This is a genomic window from Thalassovita taeanensis (assembly GCF_900110775.1).
Taxonomy (GTDB): Bacteria; Pseudomonadota; Alphaproteobacteria; order Rhodobacterales; family Rhodobacteraceae; genus Litorimicrobium; species Litorimicrobium taeanense.
In genome coordinates this window covers 301,955-318,098 of record NZ_FOEP01000004.1, presented here as the reverse complement: position 1 = coordinate 318,098, position 16,144 = coordinate 301,955, and the positions used below count along the sequence as shown (strand labels likewise).

14 protein-coding genes are annotated in these 16,144 nt (G+C 59.2%); 4 read left to right on the top strand and 10 right to left on the bottom strand.

Annotated elements, in window-relative coordinates; genetic code table 11:
• Positions 1 to 91: 91 nt before the first annotated feature.
• Together BSF79_RS08295 and pncA are read right to left on the bottom strand one after the other, a co-directional pair.
• Positions 92 to 2,323, bottom strand: coding sequence for a PAS domain-containing hybrid sensor histidine kinase/response regulator (locus tag BSF79_RS08295; protein ID WP_090269387.1), 2,232 nt, complete (start codon positions 2,321 to 2,323; stop codon positions 92 to 94).
• Between the two features lie 66 nt (positions 2,324 to 2,389).
• Entirely contained in the window at positions 2,390 to 3,001 is a 612-nt protein-coding gene (gene pncA, locus BSF79_RS08290; protein WP_090269386.1) for a bifunctional nicotinamidase/pyrazinamidase, read from the bottom strand.
• Between the two features lie 96 nt (positions 3,002 to 3,097).
• Here pncA and trhO point away from each other — a divergent pair, with 96 nt between their 5' ends.
• The gene (gene trhO, locus BSF79_RS08285) at positions 3,098 to 4,012 is read left to right on the top strand and encodes an oxygen-dependent tRNA uridine(34) hydroxylase TrhO (protein ID WP_090269385.1); all 915 of its coding nucleotides are present in this window, start codon (positions 3,098 to 3,100) and stop codon (positions 4,010 to 4,012) included.
• A 73-nt stretch (positions 4,013 to 4,085) separates the two neighbouring features.
• Here the strand turns inward: trhO and BSF79_RS08280 are convergent, their stop codons facing one another.
• The 7 genes from BSF79_RS08280 to BSF79_RS08250 all read right to left on the bottom strand — a co-directional run bounded on the left by BSF79_RS08280 (position 4,086) and on the right by BSF79_RS08250 (position 10,511).
• Positions 4,086 to 5,300: an MFS transporter gene (locus BSF79_RS08280; protein ID WP_090269384.1), complete on the bottom strand. Its 1,215-nt coding sequence runs from the start codon at positions 5,298 to 5,300 to the stop codon at positions 4,086 to 4,088.
• Positions 5,301 to 5,383: 83 nt separating this feature from the next.
• Positions 5,384 to 5,806: an alternative ribosome rescue aminoacyl-tRNA hydrolase ArfB gene (gene arfB, locus BSF79_RS08275; RefSeq protein ID WP_090269383.1), complete on the bottom strand. Its 423-nt coding sequence runs from the start codon at positions 5,804 to 5,806 to the stop codon at positions 5,384 to 5,386.
• A 281-nt stretch (positions 5,807 to 6,087) separates the two neighbouring features.
• Entirely contained in the window at positions 6,088 to 6,711 is a 624-nt protein-coding gene (locus BSF79_RS08270; RefSeq protein ID WP_090269382.1) for a queuosine precursor transporter, read from the bottom strand.
• A gap of 63 nt (positions 6,712 to 6,774) precedes the next feature.
• A complete protein-coding gene (locus BSF79_RS08265; RefSeq protein ID WP_090269381.1) occupies positions 6,775 to 7,692 on the bottom strand; it encodes an esterase-like activity of phytase family protein in 918 nt (305 codons plus the stop codon).
• The gene (gene mepA, locus BSF79_RS08260; protein WP_090269380.1) at positions 7,665 to 8,588 is read right to left on the bottom strand and encodes a penicillin-insensitive murein endopeptidase; all 924 of its coding nucleotides are present in this window, start codon (positions 8,586 to 8,588) and stop codon (positions 7,665 to 7,667) included. The genes BSF79_RS08265 and mepA overlap by 28 nt, the downstream gene beginning before the upstream one ends.
• A complete protein-coding gene (locus tag BSF79_RS08255; protein WP_090269379.1) occupies positions 8,567 to 9,907 on the bottom strand; it encodes an MFS transporter in 1,341 nt (446 codons plus the stop codon). Before BSF79_RS08255 ends, mepA begins: the two co-directional genes overlap by 22 nt.
• Before the next feature lie 67 nt (positions 9,908 to 9,974).
• Positions 9,975 to 10,511, bottom strand: a complete 537-nt coding sequence (locus BSF79_RS08250) for an acyl-CoA thioesterase (RefSeq protein WP_090269378.1) — start codon at positions 10,509 to 10,511, stop codon at positions 9,975 to 9,977.
• Between the two features lie 129 nt (positions 10,512 to 10,640).
• On the opposite strand from BSF79_RS08250, the gene BSF79_RS08245 reads away from it, so the two are divergent.
• The 3 genes from BSF79_RS08245 (at position 10,641) to yaaA (ending at position 13,862) form a co-directional block, all read left to right on the top strand.
• Positions 10,641 to 10,928, top strand: coding sequence for a YggT family protein (locus BSF79_RS08245; protein WP_090269377.1), 288 nt, complete (start codon positions 10,641 to 10,643; stop codon positions 10,926 to 10,928).
• A 75-nt stretch (positions 10,929 to 11,003) separates the two neighbouring features.
• Complete coding sequence (gene recQ / locus BSF79_RS08240) at positions 11,004 to 13,055, top strand: DNA helicase RecQ (RefSeq protein ID WP_245776350.1); 2,052 nt, start codon at positions 11,004 to 11,006, stop codon at positions 13,053 to 13,055.
• 30 nt (positions 13,056 to 13,085) lie between these two features.
• A complete protein-coding gene (gene yaaA / locus BSF79_RS08235) occupies positions 13,086 to 13,862 on the top strand; it encodes a peroxide stress protein YaaA (RefSeq protein WP_090269481.1) in 777 nt (258 codons plus the stop codon).
• On the opposite strand, the gene BSF79_RS08230 is transcribed toward yaaA, so the two are convergent.
• Entirely contained in the window at positions 13,838 to 16,054 is a 2,217-nt protein-coding gene (locus tag BSF79_RS08230; RefSeq protein WP_090269376.1) for a response regulator, read from the bottom strand. The two genes, yaaA and BSF79_RS08230, sit on opposite strands and share 25 nt — an antisense overlap.
• Positions 16,055 to 16,144: the final 90 nt, after the last annotated feature.

Sequence of the window (16,144 nt, the reverse complement as noted above, 5' to 3'; positions counted from 1 at the left end):
TCTTATGCCCTCCGTTGATACGCCAGCGGAAAACTGCTGTCCAAGCGAAAACCCAGCACAGCATCAAAGCACCCGAATCTTGTTGTCTGCTTCAAAGGGCTGGATGTACAAGCGCGAGACATTCCAGCAACTGCGCCTTGCGGACGGGTTTGGCCAGAAAATCATTCATTCCAGCATCAAGGCACGCCTGCCTGTCGCTGGCAAAGCCATTGGCCGTAAGCGCAACAATCCGAGGTTGCCGTCGGCATTCCCGGCGGATCGCCCGTGTCGCCGCCAGCCCGTCCATTCCGGGCATGGACATATCCATGAAAATGATATCGGGCTGGTGCGTCTGCGTCATTTCCACGGCTTGGTGACCATCATGGGCGAAGAAAAGCGAAACGGGGGCGTCCTGAAGGTATTTCCGCACCAGCAACCGATTGGTTTTATTGTCTTCTGCAACCAAAACAACCAAGCCTTGCGCGACCTCCGCCAGGATGGCTGGAACGGGTTCATAAATGGTTTGCGTGCCACTCGCGGCACGCATGGGGAAAGTCAGGGTAAAGCATGCTCCCTGTCCTTCGGGCGAGCTCACCTTGATGTCACCCCCCATCGCGTGCGCCAACATGCGAGAGATCGTTAACCCCAGTCCCGTGCCACCGAACCGACGCGTGGTGGCCGCATCCGCTTGAGAAAACTGATCGAACACCCGCTCCAGCCGATCAGCAGGGATCCCGATACCGCTGTCTAGAACCGTGATCATGACCAGAGGGCCTGCGTCGGTCTCGTGCTCAGTTGTGGTGACGTGCACACCGCCAGATTCGGTGAATTTGATCGCATTGCCGATTACGTTCAGCAAAATTTGCCGCAGGCGCCCATCATCACCATTGATCAGAGTGTTGGCCACGCAGGTTTCGACTGTTAGAAATAGCCCCTTCGACTGGGCTTGTGGGCTCAGCAACTTGGTCACATCTTCGATGCAGGTCCTAAGGTTGAAATCGACCTGACAAAGCTCGACCCGCCCGGCGTCTAATTTGGACAGGTCCAGAATGTCGTTAATGATGGTCAGCAGCGCTTCGGCTGAAGTGCGGATCGTGGCGGCGTAACTGTGATGTTCGGGGGACAAAGGCGCCTCGCACAGCAGATCAGCCATGCCGATCACCCCGTTCATCGGCGTTCGGATTTCGTGGCTCATCGTGGCAAGAAACGACGATTTGGCGCGCGCGCCATCTTCGGCGGCAATTTTGGCCTGTGCCAATTCTGCCGCATGCTGTTTCGACGCGGTTACATCGCGTTCGATCGCCACGACCATTTCAGTATTGCCATCTTCTTGTAATACGGGGACCAGCATGGTTTCCATCCAGATTTTCTTCCCGTCCTTGCGATAGTTTAGGATTTCGGCCCGGTGTGGCGTTCCCGCGGATATCGCCGCGGCAATGCTGTCGGCGGTGTCCTGCGATGTTTCGGGGCCGTTCAGCACTTCTGATGGGCGCTTGCCACGTATTTCTTCGAAATCGTATCCGGTGACCCGCGAAAAGGTCTCATTCACCCACTGAACACGGCCTTGGGGGTCGGACATGATCACACTGTCCATTGCGTGACGCGCAACCAACGACAGTTTGCGCGCTTCCTTTTGATTTTCACGAAGCTCGGCAAGGGCTTGCGCCAGCGCTTGACTGCGCACCAGAAGCTCGCGCCGGTTTGCCTGCTGCCTTTGATGCCCAGCTGCGACGAATTCGACAAAAATGGAAGCCATATACATCATCATGCAGCTGCCAAGTGCGTCATATGTCAGGGCAATCAGTTGATCTTGCTCGTTCTGCGGTGTGATCAGAAACGCCGCATGGGCAAAAAGTGCAACGACGGTCCCAGCAAAGATGCATAGCCGTACCTTCGTCGCTGCGGGGTGGAATGGCAGCACAATACCCGCGTTGATCCCCGCCCCGGTGAGATAGGCGAGGGAGAAAAGAGACGCACTGTCATTCGGGGCAGTGAACCAGGCCAGCGCAACGCATGCGGCAATGGTCAGCGCCTGAAGCCCGCCCGTCACCGTGGTCCACCGATAGAGACACCGCACAGTGATCCCTCGCGTCAGAAGCGTCGGAATGGCGGCAAGAAGGACGCAATCCAACACCTCACCCGCAATCGCAAGGGTGCAGGCCAGTAGCCCAACCTCGGGCGACACCAGAAAGAACAGTAGCACGGCCCCGCTCAGCGTCAGCGCCTGACGTTTCCAGAAACTGCTCAGGCGGCCACGGGCATAGCGCAGCAACAGCCCTTCACGCGTGTGGCGGCTGTCGAACTCAGCAAGGCTTTGAGTCGTGTCTGATTGTTCAGCGCGCATCCATCGGTCCGGGCGGTTTACCTGTGTCCCGACCAATAAGCGCGAAATTCGTAAACAAGCCGCAAATCAGCGACCGATTAAGTTGACTCCAGCTGAGCCCATGGCGGTCAACGCGGCATCTAGCGATCCATCCAGATCAATCGCGCGGCACAGATCCAATCGCACGCTAACCTCAAAACCCAGCTTCGCCGCATCTTGTGCCGAATAGTTCACACAGAAATCTGTGGCCAGACCAACCAAGGTCAACCGGGTGAGGCCGCGTGCCCGTAGATACCCCTCCAGCCCGGTCGGGGTGGTGTGATCATTCTCGAAAAACGCGGAATAGCTGTCTATCTGGCGCCGAAACCCTTTCCGCAGGATCATGTCGGCAGGGTCAATATGTAGGCGCGGGTGAAACAGCGCGCCGTCGCTGCCCTGACGGCAATGATCAGGCCACAGCACCTGCGTGCCATAGGGCATTTCAACCAGATCATAGGGGGCTTTGCCTGCATGTTGGCTTGCGAATGAGGAATGATCCGCCGGGTGCCAGTCTTGCGTCAACACAACAGCGCCGACCTCGGGCATCAGGGCGTTGATCCCGTCGATGATGGCATCGCCTTCGGGCACGGCCAGGGCGCCGCCGGGGCAAAAATCATTCTGGACGTCGATGATGATCAAAGCGTGGGGAATGTCTGGCATGGCGGCTCTCCTTTGCCTTCAAGGCCTAGGCGCGCACAGCGCCCGCGTCAATGCAAGCCCTTGCCCGACGCGGCACTTGGGCGTAAATCGCCCGGCATGTTGACCGTTTGCGCCCTTTATCACTTCACCCGATTCCCTGATCCCGCTGCGCTGCGCGCGCCGCTACAGGATTTGGCCCTGTCCCATGGGGTCACCGGCACGCTGCTTTTGGCTCATGAAGGGATCAATGGCACCATCGCCGGTCCGCGCGCCGGGATTGATGCGATGCTGGCTCATATTCGCGCGCTGCCCGGCTGCGCGGACCTGGACTGGAAGGAAAGCACCGCCAGCGCGCCGCCCTTCCCACGGATGAAAGTGAAGCTGAAGAAAGAGATCGTCACGATGGGGCAACCCGATGTCGATCCGCTGGCGCGCGTGGGGCACTATGTCGACCCCACCGACTGGAACGACCTGATCCGCGCGCCGGATGTGGCGTTGATCGATACGCGCAATGACTACGAAGTGGCGATCGGCACATTCGACGGTGCGATTGACCCCGAAACCAGCAGCTTCCGCGATTTTCCGGCTTGGTGGGAACAGAACAAGGACCGCTTTCACAACAAGCGCATCGCCATGTTCTGTACCGGCGGGATCCGCTGCGAAAAATCGACCAATTTCCTGCTGGGGCAGGGTGTGCAGGACGTCTATCACCTCAAGGGCGGCATTCTGAAATACCTCGAAGAGGTGCCGCAGGACGACAGCAGCTGGCAGGGCGAATGTTTCGTTTTCGATGGCCGCGTCTCGGTCGGACACGGGTTGACCGAAGGGCCGCACCTGCTGTGCCACGCCTGCCGCCGCCCGATCCTGCCTGAAGATTGCGATCGCCCCGAGTTTGAACAGGGCGTGTCCTGCCATCAATGCATCTCCGAAACCACCGAACAGGACAAGGGCCGCTTCCGCGAACGCGAAAAACAGATCGCACTGGCCCGCGCCCGTGGCGAAACCCATATGGGACGTCATTTGGATCCGTAACCCGGCGTTCACATTTTTCAAATATCCCCGCCGGAGGCTTCTGGGGGCACCGCGTGCGAACGCAATAGCCGGATCACGCCAGCGCCCGCGTGGCAGTGCGCCCGCGCGTCAGGATTAGCAGCATGATCCCGATATTCAGCACATTCCACGCAATCCCGTTCCAAAACGCCATATGGTAACTGCCCGTCACGTCATAGATCCAGCCCGACATCCAGCCGCCCAAGGCCATGCCCATAATCGTTGCCATCATCACGAACCCGACGCGGGCTCCGGCTTCTTTCGCGGGCATGTATTCGCGAACAATGACGGCATAACTGGGCACGATACCGCCTTGGCTCAGCCCGAAGATGGTTGAGACGACGTATAGCGAGACCAGCCCATCAAACGGCAGGTATAAAAACAGCGCCAGACCTTGCAGGCCCGAGCCGATCAGCAAGGTCCGCACGCCGCCCAGCCGATCTGCCAGCAGGCCAGAGATCAGCCGTGATACGACTCCGCCCAACAGCATAAGCGACAGCATTTCGGCGCCCACGGCGGGGCCGTATCCCAGATCAACACAGAACGAGACGATATGTACCTGTGGCATCGACATGGCCACGCAGCAGCCAATTCCAGCCAACCCCAAAAGCCCCGCCAGCGCCCGAGGGGAAAACCCGGTCGCGCGGGCGCGCAGGCCTGAAATCGTGTCGGAATGCGCTGTTGCCTCCAACGGAACCCGGCGGCGCAGCAGCAGCGACAGCGGGACCACCGCACCAGTGCAAATCACCGCTAGCACCAGATAAACCGCGCGCCACCCGAATTCAGCCAGCACACCGGACAAAAGCACCGGCCAGATCGCCCCGGACAGGTAATTGCCACTTGCGGCAATCGCCACCGCGATTCCGCGTCGCTTTAGAAACCACAGCGAGACATCGGCGATCAGCGGCCCGAAACTTGCGGCCGTGCCAAGCCCCACCGCCAAATGCACGATGGACAGGATCAGGATCGTCGGGCTGATCGCCGCCAGAACAAAGCCCGCGCTGATGGTCAGCGCGGCACCAGAGAGCGACAAGGTGATGCCAAATCGATCCACCGCGCGCCCGATCAGAAGATTTCCAAGCGCAAAGCCGATCATGGTCAGGGTATAGGGATACGATGCCTCGGCCCGGTCTAGACCGAATTCAGCCTGCACGGCAGGCATAACCACAATCACCACCCACATGCCGACATTGCCGATCATCGCAATCAGCAATGAGACGCCAAGGCGCGTCCAGGAATATCGGCTGTCGAGTGTGTCTGCACCGGTCATGGCGCGACTATTCCGGTTTCGGGGGGCGCTGTATAGGGGGCTTTTACTGGCGGTCAGCGCAATTTGTGGACAGCTCTGTCGCGCTATTCTTCGCCGGTGATTTTGCCGCGCATCGACTTGACTTCGCCACGCTGTTTTTTTGCAGCGATGCGGCGGCGCTGGCTGCCTTTGGTGGGTTTTGTGGCAATCCGGCGTTTCGGGGCCACCAGCGCCTGAGAGATCAACTGCGCCAGTCGCTCGCGTGCGATTTCGCGGTTGCGGGCCTGGCTTCGGGTCTCGTCACACTGGATCACCAGCGCGCCTTCTTTGGTCCAGCGTCGGCCAGCCAAGCGGCGCAACCGGGTTTTGACCGGGCCGGGCAGACTGGGACTGCGTTCGGCTTCGAACCGCAACTCAACCGCCGACGAAACCTTGTTGACGTTCTGACCACCGGGGCCGCTGGCGCGGATGAACTGTTCGGTCAGTTCCCAATCCTCAATCGCGATCGTGTCGCTGATCTTTAGCATGCTCTGGCTCCGTGTCCTGTCAGGCCGTCATAGCAAAATCATATCAAGAGCACATCAAAAAGGGCCGCTCCCATGGAACGGCCCTTAGAGAATTAAGGAGGTGGGGCCGGTTAGGCGCTCACCAATTCGGATGGATTCACAACCAAGGGCTGCCTTGGCTGCTCGCCTCCCAAACTGTTCCGACACCTCTCTCCATTATCCCATTAGACACTAGAGCACCTCCTTTCTGAATGTTTCGATACAAGGAGGTTCGCACAGATTTCGCGTTTGTCAAAACAAAATCATGTGGTCTTTGCTGTCATCGCCCCCACGATCATGCGGAAGGGCACAAGTGCCACCAAAGCGAGCGCCAGCTTCACCAGCCAGTCCGCTACGCCCAGCGAAACCCAGAGCGGCACAATGGGACCAACCCCCAGAAGCGGCAGCGCCTCGGCGGCCCAGCTGACATCATTGGCGGGTTCCAGAAAGGTCAGCGCGCCGGAAAAAGCGACGGTGAAGAAAATGGCAGTGTCCAGCGACGAGCCGACCAGCGTGGAGGCCAGCGGCGCGCGCCACCATTTTCCCGCGCGCAGGCGGTCAAAGATCGCAACGTCGCTCAGTTGTGCCACAAGGAACGCAAGGCCCGAACCGATGGCGATACGCAGGGTGACCAGTGGGCCAAACTCGCCCATAATCTGCGTGCCGATCAGCGAGCAGATAACGCCGACGATAAAGCCCGCGATCACGACCTTGCGGGCCGGGCCTGCGCCATAGACGCGGTTCATCACATCGGTGACAAGAAAAGCGAGGGGATAGGTGAAGGCGCCCCATGTCAGCCATTGGCCGAACAGGAACTGAACAAGGATGTTCGAGGCCACGACGATGGCGGCCATGGCAAGAATGCCGGGGATATGTGTGCGGTTCATTTTGATGCCCGTTTTGTCAAGGTAGCGGCGACTTGGCCCCCGACCATCGGGGACGGGCGGCGTTTACTGCTTGGAGGCGGCTTTGGCAAGCGGTTCCGTTATGACATATTCGACCAGTTCAGTGCGCTGGAAGAACTTGAAGTTGTCATCCGACACCATCGTCAGCCGGATTTGGTCCTGACCGTCGCGCCGGACCGACAGCCCTTCAAGGTTGTCAAACTGCGCCAGATGCGAGCGCAGCAGCACCTCGCCACCGTCAGGCGTGTCGCTCGACAGGTCGAACCGGCGCACACGGCTGGAAAACCCGATCCCGTCAAACCGCCGCTCCAGAAGATAGAGTTTGCCGTCGGGGCCAAAATCGGCGCCGACGGGCAAAAAACGGGAGTTGCGTGACAGCGTAAAGGCCCGCTGCCACCCCGCCCCGGCGTAAACATAGACCGCCACGCCATCACGACGGGTCAGCGGTTTTTCGGGGATGGCAAACAGTCGCCCGTGCGCATCAATGGCCAGCGCTTCGAGCGAGGAGTTGCTTCCCATCTTGTTGAAGTCCGGGTGGTGCGGCAGCAATGTTGCAGCGGTGCCGGGAGCTTTGTAGGCCCAGACTTGCGCAGGTCCTTCGAGGGACACAAACAGCCGCCCGTCCGGGTGCCGCGCCAGCCCTTCAGCGTCAGAGTGCGGGGCGCGCACAGGCGTGCCTTCGGGGGGCGTCAGCGGGGTCGGGGTGACATTCACTACGCCGACAATATTCCCGTCGCGACGCAGCAACTGCCCGCGGATCAGCATGCCCCGATCCGACACCGCCATGAAGTCTGTCCCGTTCGGCAGCAACTCCAGCGCTGACAGCCCGCCAACATTGGGATCATTCGACCGCCAGATATATGTGCCGACGAAACGCGCTTTTCCCGGCACCTCGGCGGTGCCTGACAGAGCGTAAAACAAGGCGGCCAGTGCGATTAACGCGACTGCAATACGGAAACGCATTGGCCGGGCAGGTCATTCAGGGTCAGTTCGCGGCGCGGTTTGGGCTTGGGCGCGTTGGGCTTGGGCGGTGGCGGATTGAGAATATCATGTGCCCACTTTTCCGCGTCGGCGCAGCCATCACCGGGCGGCGGCGGAGCCTGATTGACGCAATTTTGCGCGCCTTTGGGGCAATTTAGCCGGACATGGAAATGATAGTGGTGCCCCCACCACGGGCGAATTTTACGCAGCCAGCTGCGGTCGCCTTTTTCGTCCTTGCACATTTGCACTTTGGCGCCGGGAAATACGAATATCCGGGCGGTACGAGGGTCTTGGGCGGCGGCCTTTAGGATCTCGTGATGCTGTGGGGTCCAGCTTGAATTGACATAGGCCCCCTTGGCGCGCCGCATCGAGACCGAGGATAAGCTCTCGCGCTCTGAGGCCGATAGGTTCAACCGGTTCGGTGGCAGCATCCAGATGTCGATATCCATACCGATCTGATGACTGGCATGGCCGGTCGCCATCGGGCCGCCACGTGGCTGGCTGATATCGCCGATATAGAGCCCGTTCCACCCCGGTTGCCGTGCGGCCTTGGCGGACAGATCGCGGATGAAATTCACCGTCTCGGGATAGCCCCAGTTGCGGTTACGCGACAGGCGCATTGCCTGCCATGTTGGGCCGGTTTCGGGCAGTTGTATCCCACCCGCCAGACAACCCTTGGCATAGCTGCCCAAGGGGGCCGCGGGCTGAGCCGAGCCGTGTTCGTGTTGCGAGAACAGCTTTTTCGCCTCAACTCCGCGCATGGCTTTGGGCACGGCCTGCTGGGTTGAAATGGTCTGTCCAGTGTCTGCGGTCTGCGATGTGCCGCCGCAGCCGGTCAGGGCAAGAGAAATGGCAATCAGTCGGGCGAGGCGGACCATGCGTTGGGGTTTCCATCTGGTTTGACCCAGCGTAGCAAAACAAGACCCAAAAGGAAAAGCACGATCAGCGGAGAAACGCCCAATTGCTGGCTTTGTGTCACCATGGTCATGACCCCGATCGACAGCGGCGCGATAAAGGACGTGGCCTTGCCTGCCAGTGCGTACAGCCCGAATGCCTCGGTCATCTTGTTGGGGTTGGCTTGGCGGACCATCATCGTGCGGCTGGCCGATTGCAAAACGCCGCCCGCCGCACCGATCAGTGCGCCAAGGGCATAGAACACAATGTCAGGCAGCTTCGAGCCCGCCTCGACCGGGATACCGTAGACACTGTCGCGCGCGACAAAGACAATGGAAATGGCTACGAAAGACAGGATCAGGATGCAGATGGTAATCACTGGTTTGGGGCCGAACCGTTCATCGGCATGACCGCCGAGCCAGGCAAAGATCGCACCTGATACAATCGCAAGAATGCCGAAAATGCCGGTATCAACCACGCTCCAGCCTAGAACGCCGGCGGCGTAGATGCCACCGAACACATACATTCCGTTTAACGCATCGCGATAAAGCATCGACGATGCGAGATATGCAAAAAGCGAGGGCGTGCGTGGCAGGCGGCTGACGGTTGTGCAAACCTCGCGCAAAGCAATAGAAACAGCGCCTTTTTGCGGCTTGGTCGGCTTTGGGTCGCGCACCCACAGGAAGAAAGGGATCATGAAAACCGCATACCAGATCGCCGTCAGCGGCCCGACAAAACGGGTGCCTTCGCGCATGGCCGGATCCAACCCAAAGGCAGGCGACAGGCCGACAAAGGTTTTTCCGGTCGCGGCGCTTTCGGCGAAAAACATCAACATGATAATCAGCGCGAACAGCCCGCCGACATAACCAAACGCCCATCCGTTGCCCGAAATCCGGCCAATCTCTTCTTTGGTGCCCAGATCGGGCAGCATGGAGTTGGTGAAGATCGTGGCGAATTCCATCCCGATCATGCCGATGGCGAACAAGACCAGCGTCAGCAGTAGATTGAAATTGCCCGGCGCGGCCCACCACAGGCCAAAGGCGCCGATCACATACAGCAGTGAAAACCCCCAGATCCAGCGCAGACGATTGCCGGATGTATCTGCCATCGCTCCCAGAATGGGCGCCAGCAGTGCAATCACCAGACCCGCAGACCCGATGCCAAACCCCCACGCCGATTGCGCGGTTGTGCCGTCACCCAGCAACTCTTTGATATAGGGGGCGAATATGAAGGTGATCAGCAGCGTGTTATAAGGCTGGCTGGCCCAATCAAAAAAGAACCATCCCCAGATACGCTTGCGCATAGCTGCCCCCAATCGTGCTAAAACCCCAACTGCGCGGATAAGATAGGCAAATTGTAACGCTGGCAAGTCAATCCTGCATGGGGGGCCATGGCCGGATATCTTCTGATCGGATCCAAGCCGCGATCCAATCGGGAATGGCCGGAGAGGGGATGCCCTGCCCGATGGCCGCCAGCACACGCTCGGGTGCCACGATTCCCGCGCCGTCTGTCAACGCCGTGCGATAAACGATGTGGTTGGCGCATTCACCGTTCTTCTTCCACATGGATTGTTCCAGATAGATGAACCGCTCGTCCCAGCACACGGCACGGGATCGCATTTCGATCACCTCGAACATGCGAATCCGGCGGCGATAGCGCACGCAGGCCCCGGCCATCGTCATGCCCCATTTTTGCTGGCGCAGCGCATGCAGCAGCCCGGACCGCTGTGCCAGAACCGAGCGCCCCAAATCAAACAGGGTCAGGGTGCGGCCATTGTTCAGTTCCATCCATATATCGATGTCCCACGGCAGGCACATGTGCTGGGACACGTGGGTGCCGTTCAGTGGCAGCGCGGGCGCATTGCGAAACTTGATGAATTCCTTGGTCAGGCGCAGGATCGGATACATGGCGGCCTCCTTTTTCGGTCAGATGTGCCAAGCCCGCGACGCCGGTCAACGCAAACGGTGCGTCAAAGCTTGCGGTTTCGGTTCCGCGCGCTTACCTGTTGGGCGTTTGAAGGAAAAAGGTCGCTACACATGATGTCACTGTTTCAGATCCTGATGTTGGTGCTGGATGTAATTTGGTATTTCATTTTGGCCCACGTAATCATGAGCTGGCTGATCAATTTTCAGGTGCTGAACCTGCGTCAGCAACTTGTCTCGCAGATCTGGTATATGCTGAACCGGGTGTTGGAGCCGATCTATGGCCCGATCCGGCGCATCTTGCCGCCGATGTCGGGGATCGACCTCGCGCCGCTGGTGGTGATCATCGGGATTGCAGCCTTGCGGATGATCCTGATCAACAATGTGGCGGCTTTCTACTGATCCGGGCCTTGCCGCGCTAAGCCTTGTGTGTGAAAACTCCTGTAACAGCAGATATAGACAGATTTACAGGATCATATGCCCGATCACTTGTCCGGCGCCGACACTCTTCTGAAGGACATTTTCGGCTTTGACGGCTTCCGTCCGGGGCAGCAAGAGGTCGTGCAGGCCGTGGCGCAGGGGCAAAATGTGCTGGCCATCATGCCCACGGGTGGTGGCAAATCCTTGTGTTTTCAGTTGCCGGCGCTGATGCGCCAAGGCGTGACAGTGGTGATTTCGCCGCTGATTGCGCTGATGCGGGATCAGGTGCGTGCCCTGCGCGAGGCCGGGGTCGAGGCAGGCGCGCTGACCAGCGGTAATACGCAAGAGGAAACCGATGCGGTCTGGCTTGCGCTGGAGGAAGAGCGGCTGAAGCTGCTGTATATCGCGCCAGAACGGTTGGCTGCGGGCTCTTCCATGGCGATGCTGCACCGGATCAATGTCAGCCTGATCGCTGTGGACGAGGCGCATTGCGTCAGCCAATGGGGTCATGATTTCCGGCCTGATTATTTGCGCATCGGCGAATTGCGGCGCGCGCTGGATGTGCCGCTGGCGGCATTCACTGCAACGGCGGACGCCGAAACGCAGGTCGAGATCGTGCAACGGCTGTTTGATGGTGCCGCGCCACAAACCTTCTTGCGCGGGTTTGACCGGCCCAATATCCACCTTGCCTTTGCCGCCAAAGACTCGCCGCGCCGTCAGATTCTGGATTTTGCCGCGGCGCGCAAAGGGCAATCCGGCATCGTATATTGCGGCACCCGCGCCAAGACCGAAAGCCTGGCGCAGGCACTGCAAGAGGCGGGCCATTCCGCCTGTCATTACCATGGCGGGATGGAGGCCGATGCGCGCCGCGCCGCCGAAACCCGGTTTCAACAAGAGGACGGGCTGATTGTGGTGGCGACGGTGGCCTTTGGTATGGGGGTGGACAAACCCGATATCCGCTGGGTCGCGCACGCCGATCTGCCAAAGTCGATTGAGGCTTATTATCAAGAGGTTGGTCGCGCCGGGCGGGATGGCGCCCCGGCGGAAACGCTGACGCTGTTCGGCCCCGACGACATCCGCCTGCGTCGCAGTCAGATCGACGAAGGGCTTGCTCCGCCTGAACGCCGTGTCGCAGATCACGCGCGGCTGAATGCCCTGTTGGGCTTGGCCGAGGCGTTGAAATGCCGCCGCGAAACTCTGCTGCGTTATTTTGGCGAAACGCAGGTCACTTGTGGCAATTGTGACCTATGCGATACCCCGCCCGAGGTGTTCGATGGCACGCAACCCGTGCGTATGGCCCTGTCGGCGATCTTGCGGACAGAGGAATGGTTTGGCGCTGGGCATCTGATTGATATCGTGACCGGCAACGAGACTGATAAAATCCGCCAGCGGGGGCATGACAGCTTGCCGACATACGGCGTTGGACGCGCCTATGACAAGCGTCAGTGGCAGGCGATTTTCCGGCAGATGATGGGGCATGACCTTATCCGCCCCGATCCCGAACGCCACGGCGCGCTGCGCATGACGGATGCCGCTCTGCCGATTCTGCGCGGCGAGGTCGAGATCAGCCTGCGCATGGACACAATCCGCAATGCGCCGCGTCGACCGGCGGTAAAAACTCTGGTGGCAGAGGAAAACGCGCCACTGCTGTCTGCGCTCAAGGCCAAACGTCGGGCGCTGGCCGAGGCGGCGAATGTGCCTGCCTATATCATTTTCACCGACCGCACCCTGATCGAGATGGCCGAGAGCCGCCCCGCCGATCTGGATCAGATGGCGCGGATCAGCGGTGTGGGGGCAAAAAAGCTGGAGCGGTATGGTGATGATTTTCTAGCGGTGATCAATGGTGCCGCCGAAGAAATGCACCCGTCACGCCGCAAGATCGCCGGGCGTGACGCGGCGGTTCTGTATGACCGGCTGCTGGAAGTGCAGGCAGATCTGACGCGCGGCGCGGACGGATTGGATAAACCGCTTAGTTGCTCGGCGTCGCTTCTGGCGAAAGTTGCCCAGATGAAGCCGGGTGATGCGGGCGCGATGGCGCGGGTTTTGGGCGAGCGACGCGCCGACAGGTTTGCCGCCGCGTTTCTGGACGTATTGCGCGAGGCTGGCTAGGGTCGTTTGAATGCGCAGAAGGAGTTTAATATGTTGATCGTGGTTTCCCCGGCCAAAAAGCTGGACATGACGCCGACTGAGGGCATCGTCCCGACCCAACCCGCATTCGCCGCGCGCGCTGTGGAATTGGCCACTGTCGCTCGCGATCTGTCTGTGGATCAGCTGTGCAAACTGATGGGGATCAGCGAAAATCTGGCCCGGTTGAATGTGGATCGGTTTCGGGATTTTGGCACGATGCAGACCAAACCCGCCGCGCTGGCCTTTGCCGGTGATACATATCAGGGATTGGAAGCTGCTTCGCTTGATTCAGAGGAGATGAGCTGGGCGCAAGATCACTTGCGCATCTTGTCCGGACTTTACGGTTTGCTCCGCCCACTGGACGAAATCGAGCCTTACCGGTTGGAAATGGGCAGCCGCCTGAAAACCCCACGCGGCAAATCGCTGTATGAGTATTGGGGCGGTGATATCGCGCAGGCGCTGAACGCGGATGCCACTGCGGTTGATACGGATGTGCTGATCAACTGCGCCAGCCACGAGTATTTCAGTGCTGTTGATCTTTCTGTACTCCGGTCACGCGTGATTACGCCGGTCTTCATGGAAGAAAAGGCCGGTGTGCCAAAGATTGTCAGCTTCTATGCCAAGCGTGCACGGGGCGCCATGGCGCGGTTCATCATTCAGCATCGCCTCACCGACCCTGACAGTATTCGCGATTTCGACGCGGGTGGATATGGTTTCAGTTCGGCCCTGTCCGATGGTGACAAATGGGTCTTTGTTCGCAAGGCTCAACTGGCGGCAGACGCCGCCTGAGCATCTGGCTCTTGCGGCAAAGGCGGGCGTGCATTTCGCGGGCAATTTTCCAGAATTTTTTCTGTGATCGCCTCCTTTCGCAAAGGTTTTGTCAAATATTCATCCAGCCCCGCCGCCAGAATGCCTTCGCCGTCGCCCTCCATCGCGTGGGCAGTCATGGCTACCACTGGCGTGCGCTGCCCGCTGGGCTGTTCGAGCTTGCGGATATTTGAGGTCGCTTCCTTGCCATCCATTTTGGGCATGGAAATGTCCATGAAAACTAAGTCTGGTCGGAAATTCCGGAACTGCTCGACGGCCTCCAATCCGTTTTCGGCAAATCGCAGGTCGATATCCAGATGTTTGACCATTTTCTGAAACACCAGTCGGTTGGTCTTGTTGTCCTCGGCCGCAAGAACGCGCATCGGCCTTAGCACCGGGGGCGGGGGCGCGACGGGAGGGATCCCATCGGTGGGATCCGGGGCCACGATATCTGCGCCCAGCGATTGCAGACGGGCGAACAACTCGCGCCGGGGGGTGGGTTTTTGCAAGATCGCCTGCACGGCTGAGCGCGCGGCATCTGTTTCTGCGTACGACGAATTGGAGCTGAACAGCAGGATCGGCACATCCTGCCCCGCTTTACGGATTTCAAGCGCGAGCTCCAACCCATCCATGCCTGGCATATTGTGATCGGTCAGGACCACGTCAAAAGAGCCGTCCAGCGCCGCAAGTGCTTCGGGCCCTCCGGGGCAACTGACACTCTCGATCCCCAGGACCTCTAGCTGCTTTTCCAGAATAGCCCGGTTCACGGAAAGATCATCCACCACAAGTGCACGTCGCAAACGACCCGACAGGATCGGTGCCGTATCCGGGATACTTTCGGCGGCGGGCAGGGTGACCCGGAAGCCAAAACTGGACCCTACGCCTTCTTCGGAATCGACCCAGATCTTGCCCCCCATCAGTTTGATCAGCCGTTGCGAGATTGCCAGCCCCAGCCCGGTGCCCTCAAACTGGCGATTGCGCTCGTCTTCGACCTGATTGAACTCGCCGAAAATATGGTCGATCTTTTCAGTCGGAATACCAATTCCGGTATCCTCAATTGTAATATGCACATGGGTTGCACTGCTGCCTTCGGGCTGCATTCCGACAACACGGACCAGTACATGCCCCTGCGATGTGAACTTGACTGCATTGCCCAGAAGGTTGGTCAGTACCTGCCGAACCCGTCCGGGATCGCCGATGAACATGGTGGGCAGGAACAGGTCGTAATCCACCAGAAGATCAATTGCCTTGTCCCGTGCCGAGGGTTGCAACAGCATGATGATCTCGTGAATGCAGCGCTCAAGATCGAAAGGCTCGTTGTGTAGAACCAGCTTTTCGGCTTCGATCTTGGAATAATCCAGCACGTCGTTGATGATCACCAGCAATGCCTCGCCCGAATTCTTGATCGTGTCGACGTAGAGCTGCTGTTCCTTGGTCAACGGCGTATCCGTCAACAGATCCGCCATGCCGACGACACCGTTCATCGGGGTGCGGATTTCGTGGCTCATATTGGCAAGAAAGGCTGATTTTGCGCGATTTGCGGCTTCAGCCTTGGCGCTGGCCTTCTTCAGTTCTTTTTCATGGCGGACCGTATCGGTGATGTTCAGTGCCAGACTGACCACATCGCCGCCGTGGCCGCGCTGATCGACCAGCTTAATATACTGATTGTTCCACAGCCGGATCACCACCGGGTCCGGCGAAGGGGATTGCCAGCGTTTCTGCATGCGGGCACGCCAGTCATCGGCAGATTTCTCGCCGATATTGACGATACCCTCATCGGTCATCAGCTGAAGGATACGGGTATAGGATACGCCCGGCTCCACCTCGTTCAGACCGTCAAAAACCGACAAATACGAACGGTTCGCCGCGATCATGTGACTGTCAACATTGAAGAAAGCAAAGCCGTCTTGAATGGTCTCGATCGAGTGCCACAGCCGCCTTTCAGCAATCTCTATCTTTTCATGCGCTGCGGTCAGATCGGATTTGACCCGCTGATTTTCATCACGGATCGTTTCCACCTGAGCGCGGGTTTCAACAATTTCCTCTGACAACGCGCGGGCATGCCGACCAAGTTTCTGATTGGCGGAAAACAGCTCTGCCTGTTTCAGCTCCAACAGCCGTTCGGCCGCCAGCCGTGCGCGGCGTTCTTCGGCCAGTTTGTTGGCAAGACTCATGCCTGTCCCTCGATTCGCGCGATTCCGTCGCAGCGCAGGATCGGCAAAGGGAATGAAAAATCGCTTAAAACGTGATCAGAGCAGGTTTCG

Coding starts and splice junctions, on each gene's coding strand:
- BSF79_RS08245 (WP_090269377.1), top strand. CDS start 10,641: ATGATGTCACTGTTTCAGATCCTGATGTTGGTGCTGGATGTAATTTGG.
- yaaA (WP_090269481.1), top strand. CDS start 13,086: ATGTTGATCGTGGTTTCCCCGGCCAAAAAGCTGGACATGACGCCGACT.
- BSF79_RS08270 (WP_090269382.1), bottom strand. CDS start 6,711: ATGAACCGCACACATATCCCCGGCATTCTTGCCATGGCCGCCATCGTC.
- BSF79_RS08255 (WP_090269379.1), bottom strand. CDS start 9,907: ATGCGCAAGCGTATCTGGGGATGGTTCTTTTTTGATTGGGCCAGCCAG.
- recQ (WP_245776350.1), top strand. CDS start 11,004: ATGCCCGATCACTTGTCCGGCGCCGACACTCTTCTGAAGGACATTTTC.
- BSF79_RS08295 (WP_090269387.1), bottom strand. CDS start 2,323: ATGCGCGCTGAACAATCAGACACGACTCAAAGCCTTGCTGAGTTCGAC.
- arfB (WP_090269383.1), bottom strand. CDS start 5,806: ATGCTAAAGATCAGCGACACGATCGCGATTGAGGATTGGGAACTGACC.
- BSF79_RS08250 (WP_090269378.1), bottom strand. CDS start 10,511: ATGTATCCGATCCTGCGCCTGACCAAGGAATTCATCAAGTTTCGCAAT.
- trhO (WP_090269385.1), top strand. CDS start 3,098: ATGTTGACCGTTTGCGCCCTTTATCACTTCACCCGATTCCCTGATCCC.
- BSF79_RS08265 (WP_090269381.1), bottom strand. CDS start 7,692: ATGCGTTTCCGTATTGCAGTCGCGTTAATCGCACTGGCCGCCTTGTTT.
- pncA (WP_090269386.1), bottom strand. CDS start 3,001: ATGCCAGACATTCCCCACGCTTTGATCATCATCGACGTCCAGAATGAT.
- BSF79_RS08280 (WP_090269384.1), bottom strand. CDS start 5,300: ATGACCGGTGCAGACACACTCGACAGCCGATATTCCTGGACGCGCCTT.
- BSF79_RS08230 (WP_090269376.1), bottom strand. CDS start 16,054: ATGAGTCTTGCCAACAAACTGGCCGAAGAACGCCGCGCACGGCTGGCG.
- mepA (WP_090269380.1), bottom strand. CDS start 8,588: ATGGTCCGCCTCGCCCGACTGATTGCCATTTCTCTTGCCCTGACCGGC.